The 23,840-nt window shown below is 40.5% G+C and carries 26 protein-coding genes and 2 pseudogenes; 22 read left to right on the top strand and 6 right to left on the bottom strand.

All coding sequences use genetic code 11. The annotated features are described in order from the left end of the window. Positions 1-14: 14 nt before the first annotated feature. The 4 genes from LI112_RS07855 to LI112_RS07840 all read left to right on the top strand — a co-directional run bounded on the left by LI112_RS07855 (position 15) and on the right by LI112_RS07840 (position 1,683). The gene (locus tag LI112_RS07855) at positions 15-227 is read left to right on the top strand and encodes a DNA-binding protein (protein WP_024720752.1); all 213 of its coding nucleotides are present in this window, start codon (positions 15-17) and stop codon (positions 225-227) included. Between the two features lie 12 nt (positions 228-239). Next, positions 240-479 (top strand): hypothetical protein, encoded by a 240-nt coding sequence (locus LI112_RS07850; RefSeq protein WP_005344271.1) that lies wholly within the window; start codon positions 240-242, stop codon positions 477-479. 250 nt (positions 480-729) lie between these two features. After that, complete coding sequence (locus tag LI112_RS07845) at positions 730-1,302, top strand: hypothetical protein (RefSeq protein ID WP_008688147.1); 573 nt, start codon at positions 730-732, stop codon at positions 1,300-1,302. A 9-nt stretch (positions 1,303-1,311) separates the two neighbouring features. Continuing rightward, positions 1,312-1,683 carry a hypothetical protein gene (locus LI112_RS07840; RefSeq protein WP_054356898.1) on the top strand — a complete coding sequence of 124 codons (372 nt, stop codon included), beginning with the start codon at positions 1,312-1,314 and terminating at the stop codon, positions 1,681-1,683. A 76-nt stretch (positions 1,684-1,759) separates the two neighbouring features. Here LI112_RS07840 and LI112_RS07835 read toward each other — a convergent pair whose 3' ends face one another. Beyond that, entirely contained in the window at positions 1,760-1,966 is a 207-nt protein-coding gene (locus LI112_RS07835) for a DUF6219 family protein (protein WP_008688150.1), read from the bottom strand. 179 nt (positions 1,967-2,145) lie between these two features. Here LI112_RS07835 and LI112_RS07830 point away from each other — a divergent pair, with 179 nt between their 5' ends. The 12 genes and pseudogenes from LI112_RS07830 (at position 2,146) to LI112_RS07775 (ending at position 11,964) form a co-directional block, all read left to right on the top strand. Beyond that, positions 2,146-2,463, top strand: coding sequence for a helix-turn-helix domain-containing protein (locus LI112_RS07830; protein ID WP_055282712.1), 318 nt, complete (start codon positions 2,146-2,148; stop codon positions 2,461-2,463). A 150-nt stretch (positions 2,464-2,613) separates the two neighbouring features. After that, positions 2,614-2,826 (top strand): sporulation initiation factor Spo0A C-terminal domain-containing protein, encoded by a 213-nt coding sequence (locus LI112_RS07825; protein ID WP_029732086.1) that lies wholly within the window; start codon positions 2,614-2,616, stop codon positions 2,824-2,826. 4 nt (positions 2,827-2,830) lie between these two features. After that, a complete protein-coding gene (locus LI112_RS07820) occupies positions 2,831-3,262 on the top strand; it encodes a hypothetical protein (protein WP_227190492.1) in 432 nt (143 codons plus the stop codon). A 326-nt stretch (positions 3,263-3,588) separates the two neighbouring features. Then, positions 3,589-4,062, top strand: a complete 474-nt coding sequence (locus tag LI112_RS07815; RefSeq protein WP_172677211.1) for a sigma factor-like helix-turn-helix DNA-binding protein — start codon at positions 3,589-3,591, stop codon at positions 4,060-4,062. Between the two features lie 253 nt (positions 4,063-4,315). Beyond that, complete coding sequence (locus tag LI112_RS07810) at positions 4,316-4,489, top strand: hypothetical protein (protein WP_227190491.1); 174 nt, start codon at positions 4,316-4,318, stop codon at positions 4,487-4,489. Positions 4,490-4,642: 153 nt separating this feature from the next. After that, positions 4,643-5,023, top strand: coding sequence for a type II toxin-antitoxin system PemK/MazF family toxin (locus LI112_RS07805; RefSeq protein ID WP_015568867.1), 381 nt, complete (start codon positions 4,643-4,645; stop codon positions 5,021-5,023). After that, entirely contained in the window at positions 5,004-5,252 is a 249-nt protein-coding gene (locus LI112_RS07800) for a DUF6870 family protein (protein ID WP_015568866.1), read from the top strand. The genes LI112_RS07805 and LI112_RS07800 overlap by 20 nt, the downstream gene beginning before the upstream one ends. Before the next feature lie 108 nt (positions 5,253-5,360). Continuing rightward, positions 5,361-7,052, top strand: coding sequence for a recombinase family protein (locus LI112_RS07795; protein WP_015568865.1), 1,692 nt, complete (start codon positions 5,361-5,363; stop codon positions 7,050-7,052). Position 7,053: 1 nt separating this feature from the next. Next, positions 7,054-8,745 (top strand): recombinase family protein, encoded by a 1,692-nt coding sequence (locus LI112_RS07790; RefSeq protein WP_026648814.1) that lies wholly within the window; start codon positions 7,054-7,056, stop codon positions 8,743-8,745. Further along, positions 8,742-10,313, top strand: coding sequence for a recombinase family protein (locus LI112_RS07785; protein ID WP_227190490.1), 1,572 nt, complete (start codon positions 8,742-8,744; stop codon positions 10,311-10,313). The genes LI112_RS07790 and LI112_RS07785 overlap by 4 nt, the downstream gene beginning before the upstream one ends. 127 nt (positions 10,314-10,440) lie before the next feature. Continuing rightward, positions 10,441-10,620 (top strand): annotated as a pseudogene (locus LI112_RS07780) (tyrosine-type recombinase/integrase); the annotation flags it as partial. 273 nt (positions 10,621-10,893) lie between these two features. After that, positions 10,894-11,964: a 3D domain-containing protein gene (locus LI112_RS07775; RefSeq protein ID WP_227190489.1), complete on the top strand. Its 1,071-nt coding sequence runs from the start codon at positions 10,894-10,896 to the stop codon at positions 11,962-11,964. A 73-nt stretch (positions 11,965-12,037) separates the two neighbouring features. On the opposite strand, the gene LI112_RS07770 is transcribed toward LI112_RS07775, so the two are convergent. Next, a complete protein-coding gene (locus tag LI112_RS07770; protein ID WP_227190488.1) occupies positions 12,038-13,222 on the bottom strand; it encodes an iron-containing alcohol dehydrogenase in 1,185 nt (394 codons plus the stop codon). A gap of 257 nt (positions 13,223-13,479) precedes the next feature. Between LI112_RS07770 and LI112_RS07765 the strand changes: the two genes are divergently transcribed. The 5 genes from LI112_RS07765 to trmL all read left to right on the top strand — a co-directional run bounded on the left by LI112_RS07765 (position 13,480) and on the right by trmL (position 17,788). Beyond that, complete coding sequence (locus LI112_RS07765) at positions 13,480-14,385, top strand: NAD(P)/FAD-dependent oxidoreductase (RefSeq protein WP_022388935.1); 906 nt, start codon at positions 13,480-13,482, stop codon at positions 14,383-14,385. Between the two features lie 72 nt (positions 14,386-14,457). Continuing rightward, positions 14,458-14,760 carry a thioredoxin gene (gene trxA, locus LI112_RS07760; protein WP_005427296.1) on the top strand — a complete coding sequence of 101 codons (303 nt, stop codon included), beginning with the start codon at positions 14,458-14,460 and terminating at the stop codon, positions 14,758-14,760. Positions 14,761-14,784: 24 nt separating this feature from the next. Continuing rightward, positions 14,785-16,431, top strand: a complete 1,647-nt coding sequence (locus LI112_RS07755; RefSeq protein ID WP_055056660.1) for a B12-binding domain-containing radical SAM protein — start codon at positions 14,785-14,787, stop codon at positions 16,429-16,431. A gap of 255 nt (positions 16,432-16,686) precedes the next feature. Then, positions 16,687-17,301, top strand: a complete 615-nt coding sequence (locus tag LI112_RS07750; RefSeq protein ID WP_173900050.1) for an AIR synthase-related protein — start codon at positions 16,687-16,689, stop codon at positions 17,299-17,301. After that, a complete protein-coding gene (gene trmL / locus LI112_RS07745; RefSeq protein ID WP_005427313.1) occupies positions 17,288-17,788 on the top strand; it encodes a tRNA (uridine(34)/cytosine(34)/5-carboxymethylaminomethyluridine(34)-2'-O)-methyltransferase TrmL in 501 nt (166 codons plus the stop codon). The genes LI112_RS07750 and trmL overlap by 14 nt, the downstream gene beginning before the upstream one ends. A gap of 40 nt (positions 17,789-17,828) precedes the next feature. Here trmL and LI112_RS07740 read toward each other — a convergent pair whose 3' ends face one another. From LI112_RS07740 to LI112_RS07730, 3 genes are read right to left on the bottom strand one after another with little or no spacing between them, the layout of a single operon-like run. After that, on the bottom strand, positions 17,829-19,238 hold the full coding sequence (locus tag LI112_RS07740) for a cell wall metabolism sensor histidine kinase WalK (protein ID WP_227190486.1): 1,410 nt from the start codon (positions 19,236-19,238) through the stop codon (positions 17,829-17,831). Continuing rightward, on the bottom strand, positions 19,235-19,936 hold the full coding sequence (locus LI112_RS07735) for a response regulator transcription factor (protein ID WP_005427317.1): 702 nt from the start codon (positions 19,934-19,936) through the stop codon (positions 19,235-19,237). Before LI112_RS07735 ends, LI112_RS07740 begins: the two co-directional genes overlap by 4 nt. A 16-nt stretch (positions 19,937-19,952) precedes the next feature. After that, positions 19,953-22,334: an endonuclease MutS2 gene (locus tag LI112_RS07730; protein WP_227190485.1), complete on the bottom strand. Its 2,382-nt coding sequence runs from the start codon at positions 22,332-22,334 to the stop codon at positions 19,953-19,955. Between the two features lie 204 nt (positions 22,335-22,538). Here LI112_RS07730 and LI112_RS18500 point away from each other — a divergent pair. After that, positions 22,539-22,703, top strand: a pseudogene (locus LI112_RS18500) (nucleotidyltransferase domain-containing protein); the annotation flags it as partial. A 102-nt stretch (positions 22,704-22,805) separates the two neighbouring features. Here LI112_RS18500 and LI112_RS07720 read toward each other — a convergent pair. Beyond that, positions 22,806-23,669, bottom strand: a complete 864-nt coding sequence (locus tag LI112_RS07720; protein WP_015559873.1) for an AraC family transcriptional regulator — start codon at positions 23,667-23,669, stop codon at positions 22,806-22,808. Between the last annotated feature and the right edge of the window lie 171 nt (positions 23,670-23,840).

Here is a 23,840-nt window from a genome sequence, read left to right as displayed (position 1 = left end):
TTGGAGGGATAGATTTGAAAAAAGCATTAACCAGAAAACAGGAAGAAAGTTATCAGTGTATTTTACGATATACCAATGAACATGGATATCCACCGACAATACGGGAATTTGGAAAATTGATCGGGGTGAAATCAACATCATCAGCATTTTCCAGAATCAAGCAGTTGGAGTTAAATGGATATATCCGCAGAATCCCGGCATCGCCAAGAGCAATTGAGATTTTATAGTGAGGTGTCGGCATGAACAAAGTATATGTAGATGTAGTAGCAGAGTTTCGGAAAGACGGACAGCTGGTTCCCATATTTTTTACATGGGAGGATGGAAGAAAATATAGTATTGACAGAATTTTGAAAATCGAGCGATGCGCCAGCAGAAAGGCAGGCGGTGTAGGAATGATGTACACCTGTATGATACAGGGGCAGGAAAGCCACTTGTTTTACGAAGTGGATAAATGGTTTATGGAGAGAAAAACAGCATAAGGAGAGATTGGTATAGACGATATTATTTGGATTATTAACCGGCAGGGATAGTCACTTTCCCTTTATATTCCTGTAGGTTTTACATAAGAAGATGGATTCCGGTCAGCAAAGGCAGCTCCCACAATGCCTTTTGGATATCCGCTTCTGCAAGTTGTAGTAAGTAATTGCTTCCCATCAAAATCATGGGGAAAGCGAACTGGTCTGAAAGACCGCCAGTTAGTGTGATGATGATAAGGAGATTTTGAAACTGATGACAGACAGAGATTATGCAATTAAATCAATGAAAGAAATTACCTTCCAGATGGCAAGTCATGCACAGGATTATCTGGAAGTTACAATCGAAAGACATTATACTGATATTAAAGAATTGATGACAAGCTATCAGAAATTGATTTTGGAAAATCAGATTGTGTTAGAAGAACTGGATATGGAATGCCAGGAGAAAATCAATGAAGATATGGCATATGCATTGAGTTATCTGAGCATTTATAACAACCAGCTGAATGTGCCAAAGATGCACCGGGAGATGAATAATCTGATGATTATTTATGGATTGTCGGACATGATCTATCGGGGAATGACTTTGGTGAAGTTCTATGCACCGAATGGTGTGATGCTCAGTGAAATCCTTCACTCCTGTTTTTGCAGTCATTATAATAAGACAGATGTGGAAGTACAGCAGGAGTTAGGAATAGGCAGGACTTCTTTTTATAAAATGAAGAAGCAGGCACTTGGATATTTAGGATTTTATTTTTATGAGATCGTGGTACCGCAGGCAAAGGATAAAAGATTTAAACCGTCACTGGGCGTTGAGGAAGAGTAGGTGAATAATATGAGATACGAAGATTCGATGAAAGGTGTAGCTGCTCAGATAATCAAAGAACAGCTGAGAGCCAGTAAAATTAAAAACAATCCAGAAGATTTCCATTGGCATGATGAATATGCAACGTTGAATTTCTTTCGGTTTATCTGCAAAAATATCGGTAACTTGGGAAATGGAGAAATTGAAAAAATGGTCACACGCTTGAAAAGCATAGATCAGAAAGCAGTGGAAAACCATGTGAATGGTGCTGTTTGGGCATTTGATTATGATAAGATGTTCTGTGTATTGATGGAGAATGAAATTTGCCGAAAGGTGTGCGAAAAGAATAAATATAATAGTTGGATGAAGCTGATTGGACAGTATTGTATCTCAATGGCTTAAAGATAAAGAAAGTTGCTGGAGAGAAAAAATATTCTCCAGCAACTTTGTCTTTGATGAATAAAGGTCAATTTTTTATTTAACTATTCTCACTATTATTTGATTCAGTGATTTTTTTCTTCTTTGGAGAAACCAGTTTGTGACCGGAATAAATGGACATGCCCATACAAAGCAATGAAGAATAGGCAAAGTATTTATGTGCAGTCATAGATTTTTTGATTCCAGAATAAATGCATCCCAACATACAGAAAAGTGCGCCTAAGGACCAGTATTTATGTGATTTCATGATTTGATACCTCCTTTGATTTAACTGATTCAATCATAACGCTTTTTTACGAAAATGCAAAGAAAAACTTTGAATATAGTTCTGTAGAATTAGAACTTGGCTTTGCGATTCTGTATATTTAAGATATCCACAAGTATACTAAATTCAGAACGATTATTCGTTCTGGAGGAGGTGTTACGATGGATTTGAAAGCAGTAGGACAGCGAATCAAATCAGCACGAGAAGCAAAAAATCTCACGCAAGAGGAACTGGCTGCATTAGTAAATTTAAGTCCAACGCATGTGAGTGTAATAGAGAGAGGCTTGAAAGTTACAAAATTGGATACCTTTGTTACAATTGCAAATGCATTAGATGTTTCAGCAGATACTCTTTTGATTGATGTTGTGGCACATTCAGTTACAGGTGTTACCAATGAGCTGACAGAAAAAATTGAAAAACTTCCGATCAAAGAGCAGAAAAAAATGATCAAAGTAATTCACACATTATTGGAAGAGTGATATGACAAACTGGGAAGAGCGAGTAGCTCTTCTTTTTTTGACCTTTTATTCAGCTTTAAGTTGTAAAGTGTCTTTTCATGATAATAGAAATATGCTAAATTAGTTCTATAGAACAAGGTGTAATTCTACTTATATATTGGAGGAAAATGAATGAGAGAGAAAACTATTTATGAGAAGATTGCAGAAAAGTACAACACAACACCAGAAGAGGTACGCAGAGAAATGCAGATAGCCATAGATGCAGGATTTGATAATCCCGATCCGGCTGTGCAGGAAGAATGGAAGAAAATGACACTTAAAGGAGACAGACCAACACCGGAAGAAGTAATCAATTACGCAGTAAAAAAACTAAAAGGAAAATAAAAATATGAAGAAAAAGATAATTGCATTGTTTTCAGGAGCAGTGATCTTGATAATTGCTGCAGGAAGTATTTATGGGAAATCTGAATCTGGTCATAAGGAAGGCGAACCGGATGTAGTTGGAACATTTTCCGTAAATCGAGATGAAAATATTACAGTGGTTGCTAACCGGGGACATATCGGGGATAAAGAAGCTTTTGCAAGAGAACTTTTGCAGATGTACAAGGATGATTCATTTTATTCGACAAAATTCTCCACAGACAGGGGATATGCGACGAGCCTTGATATGAACATCTATTTATGGAAAGAGGATATTGAAGATGGGGAATCGGTAATGACAGCCGAATATAGACCTGTAGAATACGGAAAGGACTATGATGTAGTCAATCATCCTGATAAATTTCAACTATATATAGATGGAAAAGAAGTAGAAGAATAACACGATGAACTTTTTATACTGAAATATGTACGATTCCAATAATGATATGAACTTATGGGAATATATTGCGGATACTTTGTGAACTTTATCCTGATACAATGATTATGCTGATGAAAGAAGGCATAGATAACTGAATACAAGAAAGAGACGAAAGCCTCAGTAGTTAAGAAAAAACTACTGGGGCTTTTTTTCGTGCCTGAATTTCTCAGCCAATAACTGCGGGCGTATCCCGGCAGGATAAAGGCGGAGCAGGCATGATCCTAAACAGAGGTCCGCCTTCTGGATTTGAAACGAGCAACAAGATTTCAAATTCAGGAGGAACGGATATGTATATTGAACACCCATATTTTTACGAAGGAAAGTATTACGCAAATATTGATGGAGAAATGATCGAGATTACAAAAGAAGTTGCGTATGCGATGAATAATTTTTACAGAAGCAGCAAGGCAAAAAAAGTTGAGATTAAGAATGAACTGGGTGAGGTTGTGGATAAGATGCTGAGAGAAGTACCTTACAGCGGTCAGTCCATTGATGGAGAAGGCTTCATGATTGAGGATTTTCCAGATCTGAACTGTGATGTGGAGCACTGTGTACTGACAAAAATGGAACAGCAGGATATTCACACAGTGATCAATCAACTGAACTCAGAGGAACGCATGATTATTTATGGCATTTTCTTTGAAAACAAGACACAGACACAGATGGCGGAGATTATGGGGATTTCCAGACAGATGCTGTCATACAAGCTGAAATCCACTCTTAATAAGATGCGTGAAATGTATATGAATAAATTTTTTTAAAAAATTTTTCAAAATCTTTTGCATTTGCCAAAGTCATTTGACTTTAGTAATTAGAGGAAGTTAAAGGACTTCCTAAAATGAACCATGATAACTGAATATCCAATAATAACTGACGTGACATTTCATGCAAAGAGCACGAGGAAGATGCCGCTATAGGATTATAAGACAAAACAAAGATTTTTAGTTCAGTCTGTAATGCTGCGAAAAAGCACTGACCGAAGCCAGCTGGCAGGCTGGTGATGCGATGATATGTATGAGATGCGATACACTTGCAGATCCTGAGAAGTCTGTAACTGGTAAACCTATGAACTGCTGGAGCCTGGAAACGAGAGTTTCCGGGGTGTGGTCCGGAGTATGCATCTGGGCAGGTTATTATTCCCTTCCTGCATATGCGGGAGTAACGATTCGGGGTATCGAGGATAAATAGAATCGAGCGAGCACTGTTTAATAATCAAATTGGCTATAGAGGTTATGCGGCAGAGCTTTCCCTATGGGAAAGAAACTCTGCCGTATTCCTGTGGAGCCAATATAGCGCTATGGATGCTTTACAAATAAAAATAATAGATTGGAGAGAGGACAAATGACAATCCGCAGAGGAGATATTTTATGGGCAGATCTCGGTATGTTTCCTACAACATCTGTTCAGGGTGGAGTAAGACCGGTGATCGTAGTGAGTAATAATAAAGCCAATACATACAGTTCAGTCATAACGGTAGTTCCGCTGACATCAAGAATTTATAAGAAACGGTATTTGCCAACACATGTATTTATCAGCAAATATGATATGACGGGAATCCGAAAAGGAAGCCTGGCACTGGCTGAACAGGTTATGAGCATTTCTACGAAATGTATTATTGAGAAATGCGGAAGAGTAAATAAGTGGAGCCTGGATCGGGTACTGAAAGCAGTACAGATTCAGATGGGAATGGAAGGAGAAGGGCATGACGGCAGAGGAATATAGAAACTATCTGGAGCAGGATTTCAGTGATGTAGATATCAATGAAATGACTGATCTACGGATGATAAAAGCAGACAGAAATAAATCGCTTCAGGAACGGAGAGATATTTTTCTGAATAAAGTAGGAAATCCATATTTGGTCCGGATCGGCAATATGAAAGTAAAAGTCAGATTTGCCAATAACGGTATATCTATGGAGCAGGCATTTGAGAATATGCTTCTGAGTGTCTGAAAAAGTACTGGCAAGATTGAGGGGACTGTGTTAGAATGTCAGTAAGGACAAATTATGCAGCCCCCTTTTATTACATGGATTTTCTGACGTAATAAAAGGAGGTAAGATATGTATCAGAATATCAATAAAATCTATCATGCCGCCATCTATGTCAGATTATCTAAAGAAGATGGCGATATTTCTAGTTCAGCAAAACTGGAAAGTAACAGCATTTCTAACCAGAAAGCTTTGATTCTGGATTTCCTGAAAGACAAAAAAGATATAGAAGTTGTTTCAGTCCGAGTTGATGATGGCTACTCAGGCTCTAATTTTGAGCGCCCTGCATTCCAGGCAATGCTGGAAGATATCCGGCGTGGGATTGTAGACTGCGTAGTGGTAAAAGATTTATCACGATTTGGAAGGGAATATATTGATTCCGGGAAGTATATCGAGAGATTATTCCCGGCTCTTGGTGTGCGTTTTATTGCTATCAATGATAATTATGACAGTCTTAAGGGAAAGAATCAGGCAGACGAAATCATTATCCCATTTAAAAATTTAATCAACGATGCTTATTGTCGTGATATTTCTATTAAGATCAGGAGTAATCTTGAGATTAAGAGGAAAAAAGGTGAGTGCGTGACTCCGTTTGTAGCATTTGGATACAGGAAGACAAAGACAGATAAGCATAAATTAGAGATTGACCCATCTGCAGGCAGTGTAGTACAGGATATTTTTAAGATGAAGCTGCGGGGAATGAGTCAGGATGCGATCGCTAATCGTTTAAATGAACTGGGTATTCTTTCCCCATTTGAATATAAAATCAGCAGCGGCAGTCATTATGAAACTGGCTTCCGGCAGAAAGAACAGGCACTTTGGAGTTCCGTTACAGTCCGTAGGATACTGGAAAACGAGGTTTATATCGGAAATCTTGTGCAGGGAAAAAGGACAACACCGAACCATAAAGTGAAGCAGACTTATGTGAAACCGGAAGATGACTGGATCCGGATTGAGAAAAATCATGAGCCACTGGTGAGTGACCGTGATTTTGAAATTGTGCAGAGGCTTCTGGGCATGGATACACGTACTTCACCTTACCAAAAGCAGGTATATCTGTTGTCCGGAATTGCTGTATGTGCGGATTGTGGTGCACCTATGACAAGAAAGGTTTCTACTGTGGCAGGGAAAAAATATGCTTATTATCTATGTTCCGCAAATAAAGAAACAAAACGCTGTTCTAGTCATAGAATACCGGAAAAGGATCTGGAAGATGCCGTACTGGTGATGCTGAAACAGCATATCCAGAATATCCTGCACCTGAAAAGAGTCCTGGAATTTGTTGGTACTGTGCCATTTCAGGAGATCAATATGAAGAAGCTGCAGGACAGGCTGGAGAAGAAAAAACAGGAGACAGAACGTTGTAAGGAGTTACGGATGATGCTCTATTCGGATATGAAAGAGGGCATTGTATCAAAAGAAGACTATGTAGAGCTTCATGCAGCCTATGGAAAGAGGCTTAGAAATGCGGAAGAGAGTATCCGTGCAATCCAGAAAGAAATGGATAGTGAGCTGGAAAAAGCAGACAATGCCAATACCTGGCTGGATTATTTTGTGAAATATCAGGATATTGAAGAACTGTCCCGCACAGTGGTGGTAGAACTGATCAGGAAAATCAGAGTATATGATAAAAAGAATATAGAGATCACTTTTGATTTTGATGATTGTTATCAGACATTGCTGAATCAATTACCGGCTATGGGAGTTGATACGGTAGTAGATGATGATAATAATCTGCAGGTCAAGGTAAAGGAGGTTGTATAAAATGGCACGAAAGAGTAGGAAAAACATTCCGACAGTAGTCGGCAGTGCAACCGTCCAGACAGAGGTGAGAAGACCATTCCGGGCAGGATTGTATGCCAGAATTTCAATGGAAACAGAAGAAACATTAGAAAGAGGGACGATAGAAACCCAGGTGGAATTGATGAAAAACTTTGTAGCAGATACGGAAGATATTTCGGTTGCGGAAGTTTATAAGGACTCAGACTATTCAGGTACAAATTTTGACCGTCCTGGATTCGTACAGATGATGGAAGATATCAAGCATGGAAAAATCAATTGTGTTATTGTAAAAGATTTGTCCAGACTTGGAAGAAATTATGTCGAAACCAGCAACTATATTGAACGAGTATTTCCGTTTTTTCATGTAAGATTCCTGGCTGTGACAGATGATTTCGATTCCTTCAGAGAGGGTGTGGATCTTACAGTTCCACTGAAGAATATTATCAATGAGTTCTATTCGAAAGACCTTGCCAAAAAGAGCAGCAGCGCAAAAAAAGCTCTTTGGAAAAAAGGAAAATTTACAAGTGCCTGGGAACCGTATGGTTACAGAAAGTCAGAAGAAGACCATCATCAGCTGATCGTTGATGAAGAAGCTGCAGAACATTTGAAAAGTATATTTTCTATGTATATGGATGGCAGGAACTATAGTGATATTGCAAGACAGCTCAATAAAGATGGAGTTTTATCGCCGACTTTACAGAGAAAATTCTATAAAACCGGTGAGAAGCCGCTTCCGGAGTCAAAACCCTGGAACAATTATGAAGTGAAACGAGTTCTTCAGGATGTTCATTGCACAGGTGATTCTGTATTTGGAAAATATCAGCAAAGTGTTTTCCAGGGAAATAAACAGAGAAATCGACCAGAGAGTGAATGGGTGCATGTGGAGAACACGCATGAAGGGATTATAGATAGAGAGTTGTTTCAACAGGTACAATCTAAAATCCAGGAATATACGGAAGCTTATAAGAAGAAACATCAGCAGAACAATGGGGCTATTAGAAACCATAATTTCTATACAGGAAAGATATGGTGCGGAGGCTGTGGCAACCGCATGACGTTGTCCAGAGAAAGAAATGGCACATTCTTTTATATCTGCGGAGCCAATACTAACCATAAATCCGGAGGAAAGCAATGCAAAGGGCACAGAGTCAGAAAAGAATATGTGGATGACGATGTTCTTCGCCTGATCCAAACGCATATGAAAACCGTATTGGATACAGAAAAAATGATTCAGAAAATGAATGCAGCTTCCAAAAATCAGACACAGTACCTGCTTTTGGATAAAGAGGTAGGAAAACTTCGACGAGAACTAAGCCGTATCAGTAAGCGTAAATCGGATTTATATGAAGACTATTCCGAACGTTTGATTACAGAAGAAGAATACATACAGTTTTCTCGGATCTATTCCAATGAAATTGAGAATATCAAGAGCCGTCTGGACACAGTATTGGCGGCACAGGTTCGGTATTCCCAGGATTACCACATTGAAGAAGGCTGGGGAAATGTGATACATACTTATATGTCAAAGCGTAAGCTGACAAAAGAAATGGCAGATGCCTTTGTGGATTCAATTATTATCCATGGTAAGTATGATTATGAGATCAAGCTGGTATATGACGATCAGTTTGCAGATTTACAGAAACTAAAGAAAGAGAAGGAGGCGCAGTCAAGATGACAGATCTTAGAAAAACAGCTGTTTACATCCGTTTGTCTGCAGAAGATGACAATGTAGATGGCAGAGCCAAAAAAGAGAGCGACAGTGTAACTTCTCAGAGAATTCTGTTAAAATCATTTGTAATTGATGAGCTGGGTGTAGTTGAGTCGGATATTCTGGAATATGTGGATGACGGTGTCAGCGGTACTCATTTTAAAAGGCAGGGATTTCAACAGCTGCAGGATGACATGAAAAGCGGAGAAATCGGCTGTGTAGTTGTGAAAGACTTTTCCAGATTTGGAAGAGACTATTTGGAAGTTGGATTTTATATTGAATATATTTTTCCACTTCTACAGATTCGATTTATTTCGATTAATGACAGCTATGACAGTGCAGCAAGTAGCGGAATGACTGGTGGAATGAATGTAGCATTGCAGAATCTGGTATACAATATGTATAGCCTGGATTTGTCCAAGAAAATTTCATCAGCATTGCAGACAAGAACGAGAAATGGTACACGCCTTCCGGTAAATGCCAGATATGGCTATAAAAAAGGAAAAGATGGAAGGCTGGAAGTAGATCCAGAGGCTGCAAAAGTCGTGAAAATGATTTTTCGGATGGCAGCGGAAGGAACAAGTTTTGCGGATATTACAAGGGAATTGAACGGACAGGCGATTGCCACTTGTGATGAGCAGAAATTATCAAGAGGGGATCAGGTGCAGTTCCAGAGGTTTGACACGATCAAAAAGAAACACTGGAGCCCTACGACAGTAGCGGCAATTGTCCGGGATGAGATTTATATTGGAACCAGAATCTGGGGAAAAACACGTTGCAGTATGCATACCGGTCATAAAGCAGTTCTGAATGATGAAACAGAATGGGTTCGCCTGGAAAATCATCATACGGCAATTATAGACAGGGCATTGTTTGAAAAAGCAAATGAAATGCATCCGAAAAAGAAGAGAAGTGTTGCGGAATCACGTACCAATTTTACTCTGGAAAGACGTAAAAAACAGCCGGCATTGTTGCTATGTGCTAACTGCGGGCATTCTCTGCTAAAAGAAACAGAGCATTTGCTGAAATGTTCAGATGCCCGAACCAATGGAGATCCTGTGTGTCGAAGTCTGGTGATCCGGCGGGAACCGTTGGAGGAGAATATCCTTGGGCTTGTTCATCAGTATGCAGCGTCAATATTGGAACAAGAAAAGAAAGTATCTTCCAACAGGCAATGCGACGACAAAGAGATCAATACCGCAGAATTGCAAAAACAGAGCCGACAGTTGACCTCGGAAAAGATGAAACTCTATGATGATTACAAAGATGGTCGTATAGATCGTGATTCGTATAAGCAGAGAGCTGAAAAGATAAGCGGACAGCTGGATGAAATAAAACGAAAGATAGAAGATGCGAAGAATAGTAAAAAGCTTCTTGAACAAAATGAACTTTCTGATAAAATAAAACTAAAAGATTTCTTGGGAATTCAGAAGTTCGATACAGAGAAGCTGCGTGAGATTATCAAGGTGATCCGTGTTCATAGTCAGGATGAAATCGAAATCGAATGGAATTTTGACGATATTTTTTCAGAATAGAGGTAACTTGAGCAGGACAAGAATGACTTACCAGAAGATAATAAAGGTGCTGGGACTACCTGATGGAAGCGTCAGATAGTCTTCGGCAGAAAAAAATAAAATTTTTTTTGTCCTATACTTGACACATCCACATGTCTGCAGACATACATATTGTACAAATATGGCAAGAGCTGGTGTGCAGCCTAAAGTGTTGCAGTATCTGATGGGACATGCCGATATAGAAACGACGCTCCGCATCTATACACACGTACACGATGAACAAGAAGTACGGGAGGCTGTTGAGAAGGCTACGGAAAAGGCAAATTGATTCTAGCATAATTTAGCATACTTTTAGCATAATTGAACGCAGAATTATGCTAAAATATGTTGAGTTATAAAGACATAGGAAAATTGCTAAATTTCAAAAATGCTGTATTTACGGGTAAAAGTCGGTATAAGTTTTTATAAGTACGAACAATAAAAAGCCTGTTAAAATTTCGTGAAAAAACTGTGTAAATTTGAAATCATGCGTTTCATGTGCTAAAATAAGCCAGAGTAAGAGATGGGGAAACGTAAAGTTATAGAGATGAGGTGAAAACCTGTGAAAAAAAAGGTATGTGCATTTTTACTGGGGACTGCTTTGACATGTCATGTACCGCTGGTGTATGGTGCAGTACAGGATTATCAGGCAGTTACAGAAGCTGATAAGGAAGACAATAAAATTTTTCAGGCATTTTCAACAGAGGATGGAAGCGGCAATTCAGTTAATGTTGCAGCTATACAGGATACCGTGTATGTTGCAGCTAAAAATGCCGGGATCTATTCAAAACCAGGCGAATCCAGCGAAAAAATGGGGGACGTTGCATTGGGCGATACATTGGAGAGAAGTGCAGTCTGTGATAATGGATGGAGCAAAGTATCCTGTGAAGTAAATGAAAGCAAAGTTATTGGATACATTCAGAATCAGATGCTCAGTGATACGGATCAGATTCAGCCTGCAGATAAAGATGTTGAAGTAAAAAGTGATGCTACGGTACTGGATTATCCAAGCAGGAAAGATGGGGAAGAAGTAGGGGAAGTTCTTCAGCTGGATGAAGTGAAACAGACGGGAACAGTTAATGGAGTATGGAGCCGGATTACTTATCAGAATGATGATGGAACAGAGGCAGAAGGTTATATTCCAACAAGCTGTCTGGACCTTCCGGATGCGGTGACAGAAGAAGCAGATACAATTGATAAGGATAAAGATGCGGGAACACTCCATGAAGGCAGTGGAGAGGGCGTATTTGCAGATGCACTGGAGGATGTGGACCCAGGTGTTTCAGTAGAAAACGGAGTTCAGATCGGAACACCGGTTGCGGCATCTTCAGACGCAAATCTGCAGGATCTAGGCGTATTTAAGATTACACATTACTGTCCGTGCAGTATCTGTTGCGGACCATATTCCAATGGAATTACATCGACTGGCGTAACGGCAACTACCAATCATACGATTGCAGTAGATCCATCTGTGATTCCGTATGGAAGCAAAGTAGTGATCAACGGACAGGTTTATGTTGCAGAGGACTGTGGTGGTGCAATCAAGAAAAATCGTATCGATATTTATGTTGCAACGCATGCTGAGGGCGAGGCTAAAGGTACATATGATACAGAAGTATATTTGATAAAATAAACAAAAGGCAGGAACCTGAAAATTCAGGACATCCTGCCTTTAATCGTCTGGTGATCAGTAAAGGTAAAATCATTTATCTTGCCATGGCATAAATTTTTTCCATGTCTTTCATGTTTAACTGTTTGAAAACGCCAATGGTACGTGTATCTTCAAAACTGCATTTGAAAGCCAGTTCATGAATCTGTTCGTCGGTCAGATCCAGACCTAGTTCATGAAGGGTGGTCGGCATATGGATTGAACGGAAAAAGTCTTCCATTGCTTCTATACCGGCGAGTGCTGTATTTTCATAATCAGCATAACATGGAATATCGAAGATGTTGGTGGCAAATTGTGCGAAACGCTCCGGATTGGCATCATAAACATAACGTGCCCAGCTTCCCCAGAGTGCAGCAAGACCAGCACCATGAGTAACATCGTAAAGTCCGCCAAGTTCGTGTTCAAGCTGATGACAGGCCCAGTCACCACCACCAGTTCCACAGCCGGTCAATCCGTTATGAGAAAGACTTCCTGCCCACATGATCTCTGCTCGTGCATTGTAGTTACCAGGTTCGTTCAGCAGGATTCGTGCATTGTAAATAACAGTCTGCATCAGGGATTCACTGATACTGTCAGTGATCTCCATGGTTTCGATGTTGACAAAATAACGTTCCATGGTATGCAGAAGAATATCTACACAGCCACTTTCGGTCTGATATTCCGGCAGAGTATAGGTGAGTCGCGGGTTCATCAGAGTGAATTTCGGGCGACAGAGGTCACTGCGGGTGCTTCCACGTTTTAACCAACCATCTTCATTTGTAATGACACAGGAACCGCTCATTTCGCTTCCGGAAGCGGCAATCGTAGGGATAGCGCCGATTGGAAGACAGGCGTTTGGAATCTCTGTTTTGAGAAAAAAATTCCAGACATCGGTCCATGGATTGGCAACACCATAGCCAATGGCTTTTGCAGAATCAATAACACTTCCACCACCGACAGCCAGAATGAAATCCACAGATTCTTTCTGACAGAGTGAGATACCTTCTCGTACTTTGGAGAGACGTGGGTTTGGGACAACTCCGCCCAAAGTGACAAAGTCGATTCCTGCTTCAGTGAGACACTTACTGATTTCGTGAATCAGACCGGATTTTACAGCACTTTCGCTGCCATAATGAATCAGTACTTTGTGGCAGTTATAATCTTTTAATAATTCACCAATTTTTAGATGTGTATCTTTTCCAAAAATCACCTTTGTAGGTGTGTAATATTCAAAACTTCTCATGATGATTAAACTCCTTGTTTATAATCAAGCATAACATAGTAAAAATATATCATAATTGTAACAAAAATTACAGAAAAAACAGTAAAAAAATTAAGAAAACAGCAAAAACTATGTATCAAAAAAGTTATATAAGACAAATTCTCTTGAGAAAATAACAATAGTCCAGTATAATAGAAAGAGAAAAATGGAAGAATAAAAGCTGAAATTTTCAAAAGAATGGTGTATATTATAAAGCAATGGGAAATTCAGGTGATAAAATGGAAAATATAATTATTATCGGAGCAGGTCCGGCAGGCATATCTGCGGCACTGTATGCTGCCAGAGGTAATTTAACCCCACTGTTGCTCAACAATGGAATCGGAGCACTGGCAAAAGCAGAAAAAATTGAAAATTATTATGGTCTGGAACGACCACTCTCAGGAGAAGAACTTTATGAGAGAGGAGTTGCACAGGCAAAGGCTCTGGGCATTCGCATAATTGATGCACAGGTGCTTGGAATTAATGGATTTGATACATTTACAGTCCAGACGACTGCTGGAAACTTTGATACAGTAAGTGTGATTCTGGCAACAGGCGGAAAGCGGTCTGCACCGAATATTCCGGGAATTCGGGAATTTGAAGGCAAAGGTGTCAGTTACTGTGCGATCTGTGATGCGTTTTTCTACAGAAACCGCGATGTGGCGGTAATTGGAAACAGTGATTTTGCACTTCATGAGGCGGAAGAACTGCGAAATGTAACTTCATCAGTGACAATATATACAAATGGCAGAGAACCGGAGTTTTCAAGAGAACATCCGATTGCAGTGAACACAATGAAAATTCAGGCAATCGAGGGTGGAGATACCGTTTCGGGTATTCGGATGGAACATGATGTTGCTTCAATGGAAAATGAAGACAGGGAATCATTTTATCCGGCAGACGGGGTGTTTGTGGCACTGGGGACTGCCGGCAGTACTGAGATCGCACGACAGATGGGCGCGGAACTGACAGATAAAGGAAATGTCAGAGTCAATTCTGAGATGGAGACAACGATTCCGGGTCTGTTTGCGGCGGGGGACTGTACAGGCGGACTCCTGCAGGTATCCAAGGCAGTCTATGAGGGAAGTATGGCGGGAATCAATGCCGGTAAATATGTTCGTCAGAGAAAAAAGGCAGCAGACTGAAAAATAACAAAATGAATAAAATATCAAAGTAAAAATACTGAATAATAGTATATACAGAAAAGGAGAATTAGTATGGCAAAAACAATTACATCACAAAATTTTGAAGAAGAAGTTTTAAAATCAGAAAAACCAATCCTGCTTGATTTCTGGGCAACCTGGTGCGGACCTTGCATGCGTCAGGGCCCAATCGTGGAAGCACTGGCAGAAGAAGGTTATAATGTAGGCAAAATCGATGTGGACCAGGAAATGGGGCTTGCACAGCAGTTTAAGGTTATGAGCATTCCGACTCTTTTGATCTTTAAAGGCGGACAGGAAGTACATCGTCTGGTTGGACTGACATCCAAAGAAGACCTTAAGAAACTTCTGGATGAATAACAGCAGGAAGGGTTTAGTATATTCATGAAAATCTTACTTGCAGCATGCAATGCAAAATATATTCATTCAAATCTGGCAGTGTATGATCTGAAAGCATATTCATCTGATTATGATGAGCATGTGATCCTTAGGGAGTATACGATCAACCAGCCAAAGGATGAGATACTGAAAGATATTTACAGCAGTGGAGCAGACGTTGTCTGCTTCTCCTGCTATATCTGGAATATTTCTTTTGTACGGGAACTGATTCGTGATCTTGTTAAGATACTTCCAAAAACAGCTTTTTGGGCAGGCGGTCCGGAGGTCTCTTACGATGCTGAAAAATTCCTGACAGAAATGCCGGAGATGACCGGAGTTATGGTAGGAGAAGGCGAAAAGACATTTCATGATCTTCTGGAATTTTACATAGATGGGAAAGACAGCCTTGAAGAAATTTCGGGAATTGCATACAGAACTGGTGATAAGATCATTCATAACGGCTGGCGGGAACTGATGGATTTAAGTGCAATTCCATTTGTTTATGAGCATCTGGAGAAATTTGAGAACAGAATCATTTATTATGAGAGCAGCAGGGGATGCCCGTTTTCCTGTAGCTACTGTTTGTCTTCCATAGATAAGAAACTTCGTTTCCGGGATTTGGAACTGGTCAAAAAAGAATTGCAGTTTTTCCTGGATCACAGAGTTCCACAGGTGAAATTTGTGGACCGTACTTTTAACTGTAAACATGAACATGCTATGACAATCTGGAAATATATTCTGGAACATGATAATGGTGTGACAAACTTTCACTTTGAAATTTCCGCAGATCTCCTTCGAGAGGAAGAGATGGAGCTGATGTCACAGATGCGCCCTGGACTGATTCAGCTGGAAATCGGTGTGCAGTCAACGAATCCGGAGACGATTCGGGCTATTCATCGACATATGGATCTGAAAAAACTGGAACATTGTGTAAACAGAGTTCACAGTTTCCGAAATATCCATCAGCACCTGGATCTGATTGCAGGGCTTCCGTATGAGGATTATGATACTTTTCATCAATCATTTAATGATGTATACCGGATGAAACCGGATCAGCTTCAGCTTGGATTCCTGAAAGTTCTGAAAGGCTCGCTGATGCAGAAAGAGGCCGAAGTCTACGGGATCGTTTATAAAGAAAAAGAACCATATGAAGTGCTTTCCACGAACTGGCTTACCTATGGAGAAGTTCTAAAATTAAAAATGGTGGAAAGTATGGTAGAAGTGTATTATAATAGTGGTCAGTTTTGGCATACACTGGAATATTTGGTACCGTTTGAAAAGGATGCTTTTACTTTTTACGAGAAACTGGGTTCTTTTTATGAGAAAAAAGGTTACAGTGAGATCTCGCATTCCAGGATGCGGCGTTATGAGATACTTTTGGAATATCTGCAAGAAGAAACAGATGTTCCGACAGAAGTAGCTGCACAGAAAATGTTGTATGATCTTTACCTGAGAGAAAAACTTAAGAAGCGCCCTGTATTTGCTCCGGATCAGAAACAGTATGAGACAGCAGTATGGAACTACCGGAAGAATAACCAGGTTTCCAAAACAGCACATATTGAAGTGTTTGAGAATGGAACGGTGATTTTGTTTGATTATGAGAAACGTGATCCATTGTCGAATAATGCATATACAGAGGTTGTTCAGTTATAAATAGCTAAGTGGAAAAAGTTGATTATATCAGATGTGAGATGACTCACACCTCTGCAGGTGGCGAGCAATAAAAATGCTGAGGCATTTTTGAAAATAGGAGAGGTGAGGACGAAGATGGGAATGTTTGACCCGAAAAAAAGAAAAATTATTACAGCGGTGATCGCAGTGATACTGGTTCTTGCGATGGTTGTACCAAGTGTTCTTTCTATTTTATTATAAAAGGAGAACTGGAAATTAGAACACTGGAGGAAGAGTATGAAACTAGGACAGCAGGCGTTAGAAGCACTGCAGGCGGAAATTACAGGAAAAATATATCCGGGAGATGACCTGGTGGTGGCAGGAGAGACAGGTATATCAGGTACGTTGGAACTGATCTGCCGGGAGTGGGATAAGCTCAGAACATATTTTTCAGAGAGTTTTCTCCGTATGGGGGTGGAAACACTGAAAAATTGTATGATTTCAGAAGAAGATGTATTTTGGAAAGAAGCTGGGTTTTCTGCATTGTATTTTACAGAGAACGGTGGAATTTTAAGTGGTCTGTGGAAAATGGCAGAAGCTTCTGGAGTTGGTATGGATGTAGATCTTCGCAGAATTCCAATCCGGCAGGAGACGATAGAAGTCTGTGAACGGCTGGATGTGGATCCGTATAAACTGGAGGCGAAGGGATCTGTGCTGATTGGCACTGCACAGGGAGATGCACTGGTGCGGGAATTAGAGGCACATGGAATCCATGCAGCTGTGATTGGATATGCAGACAGTGGAAACGACCGTCTGCTTCACAGTGGAGAAATTACCAGATATCTGGAACGTCCGAGACTCCATTTGACGGAAATTATACCTGGAAAGGACAGAAAAGATGGCAAAGCTTAATATTGTACTGCTGGAACCTGAAATTCCGGCAAATACAGGAAATATAGGAAGAACATGTGTTGCAACAGATACGAAACTACATCTGATCGAGCCTCTGGGATTCAGTCTCAGTGAGAAGGCACTCAAAAGAGCTGGTATGGATTACTGGAAAGATCTGGATGTAACGACATATCTGGACTACGAAGATTTTCTGGAAAAGAATCCAAATGCGAAAATTTATTATGCAACAACGAAGGCGTTGAAGACTTATACAGATGTGCAATACGAGGAAGATTGTTATATTATGTTTGGCAAGGAAAGTGCCGGAATCCCGGAAGAAATCCTGATGGAACATAAAGATAACTGCGTACGGATCCCAATGATTAATGAGATCCGTTCACTGAATCTGAGTAATTCAGTGGCAATCGTGCTTTATGAGGCACTGCGGCAGAATCATTTTGATCATATGCAGCTTCAGGGACAGCTTCATAACCATACGTGGGAATAAGAAAAAATATAAACGATAAAAGGCAAAGTGGATGAATTCTCTACTTTGCCTTTTCCAATGTAAAAATAAATTCTGTTCCAACACCCTCTGTACTGATCACATTGATGTGTTGTCCATGTGCATGAAGAATCTCTTTGACGATTGCCAGACCAAGGCCGGTTCCTTTTTGATCCTTGCCTCGGGATCGGTCAATCTTATAAAATCGTTCCCAGATTTTCTGGAGACTTGCCTTTGGAATTCCAATGCCATGATCTTTGACAGAAACAAAGATCTTGCCGTTTTTTTCGGTAGTCTCAAGTGTAATCGTGGAATTGTCCGGGCTGAATTTGATCGCGTTGCTCAAAAGGTTATACAGCACCTGTTGGATCTGTTCCATATCTGCCTGTGCCATCAGTTCCTTTCCGGATAAAATCAGTTCCAGAAGAATATTGCGACTGGTACAGGAGCCTTCAAAGGATGTAGCTGTCGCTTTGATCACACTGTTGATATCAAAGGGCTGGATATGAAGCATACGTTTCTGGATATCCAGTTCATTCAGAGTCAGAAGTCCGCGGGTAAGTTTTTCCAGACGTTCTGCTTCGTATGAAATAATCTTTAAATATTTTTCCTGCATTTCCACTGGAATTGTTCCGTCGATCATCGCTTCCACGTAACCTTTGATCGAAGTAAGCGGTGAACGGAAATCATGTGAAATATTGGAAATAAACTGTCGTTGGTATTCACCGTTACGATTTAGTTTATCAGCCATATAATTCAGATTCTTGGCAAGATATCCCAGCTCATTTTCTGAATCGACAGGAATCTGGTAGGAGAGATTTCCGTTTGCAAATTCTGAAGCTCCCTTTGTGATTTCCTGAAATGGCCTGCGTATACAGCGGATATACAAGAAAAACAGTAAAGCTACACCGAGATAAGTGAGAATATACAAAATCTGAATGATCCAGAGCAGAGTGCTGCGGTTCTGATACAAGTCACTCATCAGATAATGAATGGCAACGTATCCCCGCGTTGTCATATTCTCGGTGATTGGTGCAATCGTGCTGAGATGTGTCTCGGGAAAATATCCGTAGAAATCACCAATCTGATAGTAATTGCTGTCCCAGGAGGCTGGGTTGAAGCCTTCTAAGTTAATTGGATTATCCGGTGAGATATCTTTGCGTGTACTGAGGATGATCTGTCCGTTGCTGTTGATGATCCAGATGATCGTATCAGGATAGTTTGCAGCAAGGGAAAGATTGTTCCGAATCTCCTCCATATTAGAAGAAGTGATGTTGTGACTGACCAGATTATTTTCTGCAATGCGGTGAGCTGTCTGGTACATATCTGCACTTATGGATTTTTCCAGGCGATTTTCTAACAGGTGAGAACCGACATATGTTACCAGCAAAAAACCAAGGACACCAAGCAGTATATATGCGGTAAAAAACACCGTTGTCAGTTTCTTTTTCATTTGTTTTTGACCTCAAACTTGTATCCGATACCCCATACAGTAGAGAGGCTCCACTGAGGATGGTCTTTAATTTTTTCGCGCAGTCTTTTAATGTGGACATCTACGGTACGAGTGTCACCGATATATTCATATCCCCATATATGATCCAGTAATTGTTCGCGGGTAAATACCTGGTTTGGAGATGCGGCCAGAAAATAGAGAAGCTCCAGTTCTTTTGGCGGCATATCAATTTGTTTTCCCATATATGTGACAGAGTAATTTGTCAGATTGATTGTCAGATCTGGAAAGCTGACACATTTTTCATCCGGATTGCCAGCAGGCTGACGTACTTTGAATCGACGCAGGACTGCACGCACACGGGCAACCAGTTCTTTGGTATCAAACGGTTTGATAATATAGTCATCTGCCCCCAGTTCAAGACCAAGTACTTTATCGAAGGTTTCGCCTTTGGCAGAAAGCATGATGATCGGCACATCAGATGTGTGACGGATCTCTCGGCAGACCTGATAGCCGTCAATGCCAGGAAGCATCAGATCCAGGAGGATCAGATCTGGCTGAAAAGAAGCAAAGTCTTTCAGAGCCTGTTCACCGTCATTTACAATTCTGGTTTCAAAACATTCTTTTGTAAGATATAAAGAAATCAGTTCAGCAATGTTGTTGTCGTCATCTACGATTAAGATTTTCTGTTTTGTTACCATGGTATTCGCCTTTCACTTATTTTTTGAATTCTACAATTGTTACACCTGCATCACCCTCGCCGAATTCGCCGAGACGATAAGAGGCTACATGTTTCTGGCGCTTCAGGTAATTGTGAATGCCTTTGCGGAGTGCACCGGTTCCCTTGCCGTGAACGATTCGTACAGTTTTTAGATGCGCAATATAAGCATCATCCAGGTATTTGTCCAGTTCTGCAACTGCTTCATCGACTGTTTTTCCAAGAAGATTAATTTCCGTAGAGACACTGGCTGATTTGGACATACGGATTTTTCCGGCCCCGGTCTTGGAAAGAGACGGAGTGGTGATCACTGGTTCATCAATCAGCTCCAGATCAGAAATATGGACTTTGGAACGAATGATTCCCATCTGAACAAACAGATAACCTTTAGAATCCGGGCGGGTACTTACTGTACCTTTGAGATTCATGCTGAGAACACGGACAGTATCGCCTAGGTGGATATCTTTTGCTGTGAGCACTTTCTTTGGTTTCTTTTTGGGGGTTGGCTGAGCCATTTTCTGTTCTGCTTTGTTGAGACGTTGGCGAAGCTGCTGACGTTCACGTTCAACAGCGGCGGTGTCTACATATTCATTATGGAATTTATGGAAAAGCTTCATAGTCTGGTCAGCGTAATCCTTAGCATCCTGAAGAACTTTATGTGCCTCTTCGTTTGCCTGACGGATGATACGTTCTTTCTGAACATCCAGTTTTTCCTGTTTGTTTTCCAGCTGTTTCTTAAGCGTTTCAATTTCCAATTTGTACTGTGCAATCTCTGTGCGCTCGTTCTCAATTGTGATACGACTTTCTTCCAGCGAGGTCAGTACGTCTTCAAAAGATTCATCTTGTTCATTGATCTGTTCGCGTGCCTTTTCAATGATGGATTCAGGGATTCCGAGTTTGGAAGAAATTGCAAATGCATTACTTTTTCCAGGAATACCGATCAGCAGGCGATAAGTCGGACTCAATGTTTCTACATCAAATTCGCAGCAGGCATTTTCGATACCGGAAGCGGAAAGGGCAAAAACTTTCAGTTCACTGTAATGAGTAGTTGCCATGGTGCGGATTCCGCGTTCATGCAGATAAGAGAGAATCGAGATGGCCAGTGCAGCACCCTCCGTCGGGTCAGTTCCGGAGCAGAGCTCGTCAAACAGAACCAGGGAATGACGGTCTGCTTTTCCAAGAAAAGAGACGATATTTGTCATGTGGGAAGAAAAGGTACTTAATGACTGTTCAATACTCTGCTCATCACCGATATCAGCATAAACTTCGTGGAAGAGAGCAAGTTCACTGCGGTCCAGAGTTGGAATGTGAAGACCGGATTGTCCCATGAGAGTGAGCAGACCGACTGTCTTCAGGGAAACAGTCTTGCCGCCGGTGTTTGGACCGGTGATAACAAGCAGATCAAATTCATCACCCAGACGGATATCGATTGGAACGACTTTTTTCTTGTTGATCAGGGGATGACGTGCTTTTTTGAGGTTGATGCGTCCTTCATCATTAAAGACAGGTTCGCTTGCATTCATTTCCATCGCAAGCGTTGCTCTTGCAAAAATAAAGTCCAACTGAACCATCAGTTCAAGATTGAGTGAAATTGCTTCCTGTTCAGTAGCAATCTGTTGGCTGAGATCAGCCAGAATCACTTCGATTTCTTTCTGCTCCTGAAGTTCCAGTTCGCGCATGTCATTGTTTAACTTGACTACGGACATTGGTTCGATAAAAAGTGTAGAGCCGGTAGAAGACTGATCGTGGATCATACCGGGAACCTGCCCTTTGTATTCGGCTTTGACAGGAATGCAATATCTGCCATTTCGCATAGTGATGACAGAGTCCTGTAGATAGGTGCGGGCACTGCCGTTTACCAGCCCTGCAAGCTGTGTATGGATACGATCGTTGGTGATCTTCATGTTTTTGCGGATCTGGCGGAGAGCAGGGCTTGCATCATCGCTGATTTCCTCCTCGGAGAGAATGCATCTGCGGATTTCTGTGGACAAAGGTGTGAGTGGAGAAAGTCCATCAAACATGCTGTCCAGAGAGTCACCAGGAAGATCGTTACGTTCTTTACGAGAGTAAGTTTTGACTCTGGAAGTGTTTTCAAGAAGTCCGCAGACTGCCAGAATTTCCTGAATACTAAGAGCACTGCCGATTTCCAGACGTTTCAGAGAACCACGGATATCTTTGACATTTCCAAAAGAAATGGATCCTTTTTGGAATAGTCTTGTTAAAGCATCTTTTGTCTGTACCTGCATCAGGCGAATCGTTTCCAGATCTGTAGATGGTTCCAGGTTTTTACAGAGCTGTTTTCCCATATAAGAAGACGCTTTTTCTGTAAGTTTTTCTATGATTTTTGGATATTCCAATGCATTTAATGCTTTTTGATTCATAATAACTCCTCGTTGCTTAAATTGGTTTAATTCACCAGTCTCTATTCTACATGATTTTGACAGGAATGAAAAGAAAAATGTGAAATTTTGTTCATAAAAACTTCATAAAATCCGGGTATGATTTCCCCTAAGTATTGTATTTACAGGGCTTGCGGGAATAGGCAGTGAGCGGGGAATGAGGGTTTTGTGACATTGTTGTGACAAATGCCGGTAACGATAAAGATGCTGTTAGATCAGTATACCGAAATATTACGGAAGATATATGGAAGTCATTTAAAGACAGTAATTTTATATGGATCCTATGCAAGAGGAGATTATAAGGCAGATTCTGATATAGATATAATGATTCTCCTGGACTTGTCAGACATGTATTATTATTCGGCTGAGTTTGTAAAATAAGAATAGCAAAAGTGAGAAGAGGATATTACAAATCATTGTTTTGATAATTCGGTGGTATCCTCTTTGTGGATTTCAGAATTTGTTTCTCAGCTTTCGGTATTCTCTCGGCGAATATCCTTTCAGCTTGTGAAAAAGCCGGCTGAAATAAAGTTGGTTATCATATCCGACAATCTTAGAAATCTCATTGATGGAATAAGTTGTTGTTTCAAGTAACATCTGAGCATTGTTGATGCGGATTCCCACAATGAATTGCATTGGTGTAGAACCGGTATATTTTTTGAAATTTCGGATAAACCAGCTGACACTCATGCCTCGTGAGGCAGCATAATCATCAATATTGATATTTTGATTGTAGTTTTCACTGAAAAAGGTAACAGCATTATCCATCTCATGATCAAGATATTCATTTTTTAATATGTGCTCTCTTGTCAGTTCCCGGTGGAAACTAATCAGAAGATGACGTAGCAAAAGGACAAGCATTTCCTCATAATTATCTTGACAGCGTTGGAGCTCGATAATGATACGTTTGAAAATTTGTTCATATTCATTAGATGTACCCACTTGAAAGACACGTTCTTTATCCGGAAACCCATATTGACGTAAGATATTTTTCACATTGCTTCCTGTGAAGTGAATCCAGTATACTTCTGTCTTATCTTCTCCGTAATATTCATATTTCTGAAGTTCTTTCGGTCTGTACAGTACAATGTTGCCGGCTGGAACAATCGTTTCGTTATTTACATTATCAAAATGAAAATGCCCACAACCAGCAGTGATATATATAATCTGATAATCCAGACGACCCCTTGGACGGTAGGTAGGAAGTTTGGGATGTCTGGAAAGACGGTAAGTACCACAGCTACCTACAATCAGCGGACGACTTTTGTCTTTGAAATCCATATGTGAGTGGTTCAAATAACCGGTGTTCAAATACATAGGACAGCACCTCTTTTCGCACTTTTTATCATTGTATCATTTAGTGCATATTTTGTCTAATCCAATTCATAGACATATTTTGCGGATTAGGATAAGCTATATATAGCATAAATAAGGAACGTAAACAAAAAAGTAAAGTATAAGGTTTGCTTTAGGGAAACAAAGAACAAA

Origin of the sequence: Blautia sp. 210820-DFI.6.14, from assembly GCF_020558815.1 — a bacterium.
GTDB classification, from domain to species: Bacteria; Bacillota; Clostridia; order Lachnospirales; family Lachnospiraceae; genus Blautia_A; species Blautia_A obeum.
The sequence above is the reverse complement of the archived record's forward strand: the minus strand, read 5'-3'. Positions and strand labels throughout refer to the sequence as shown.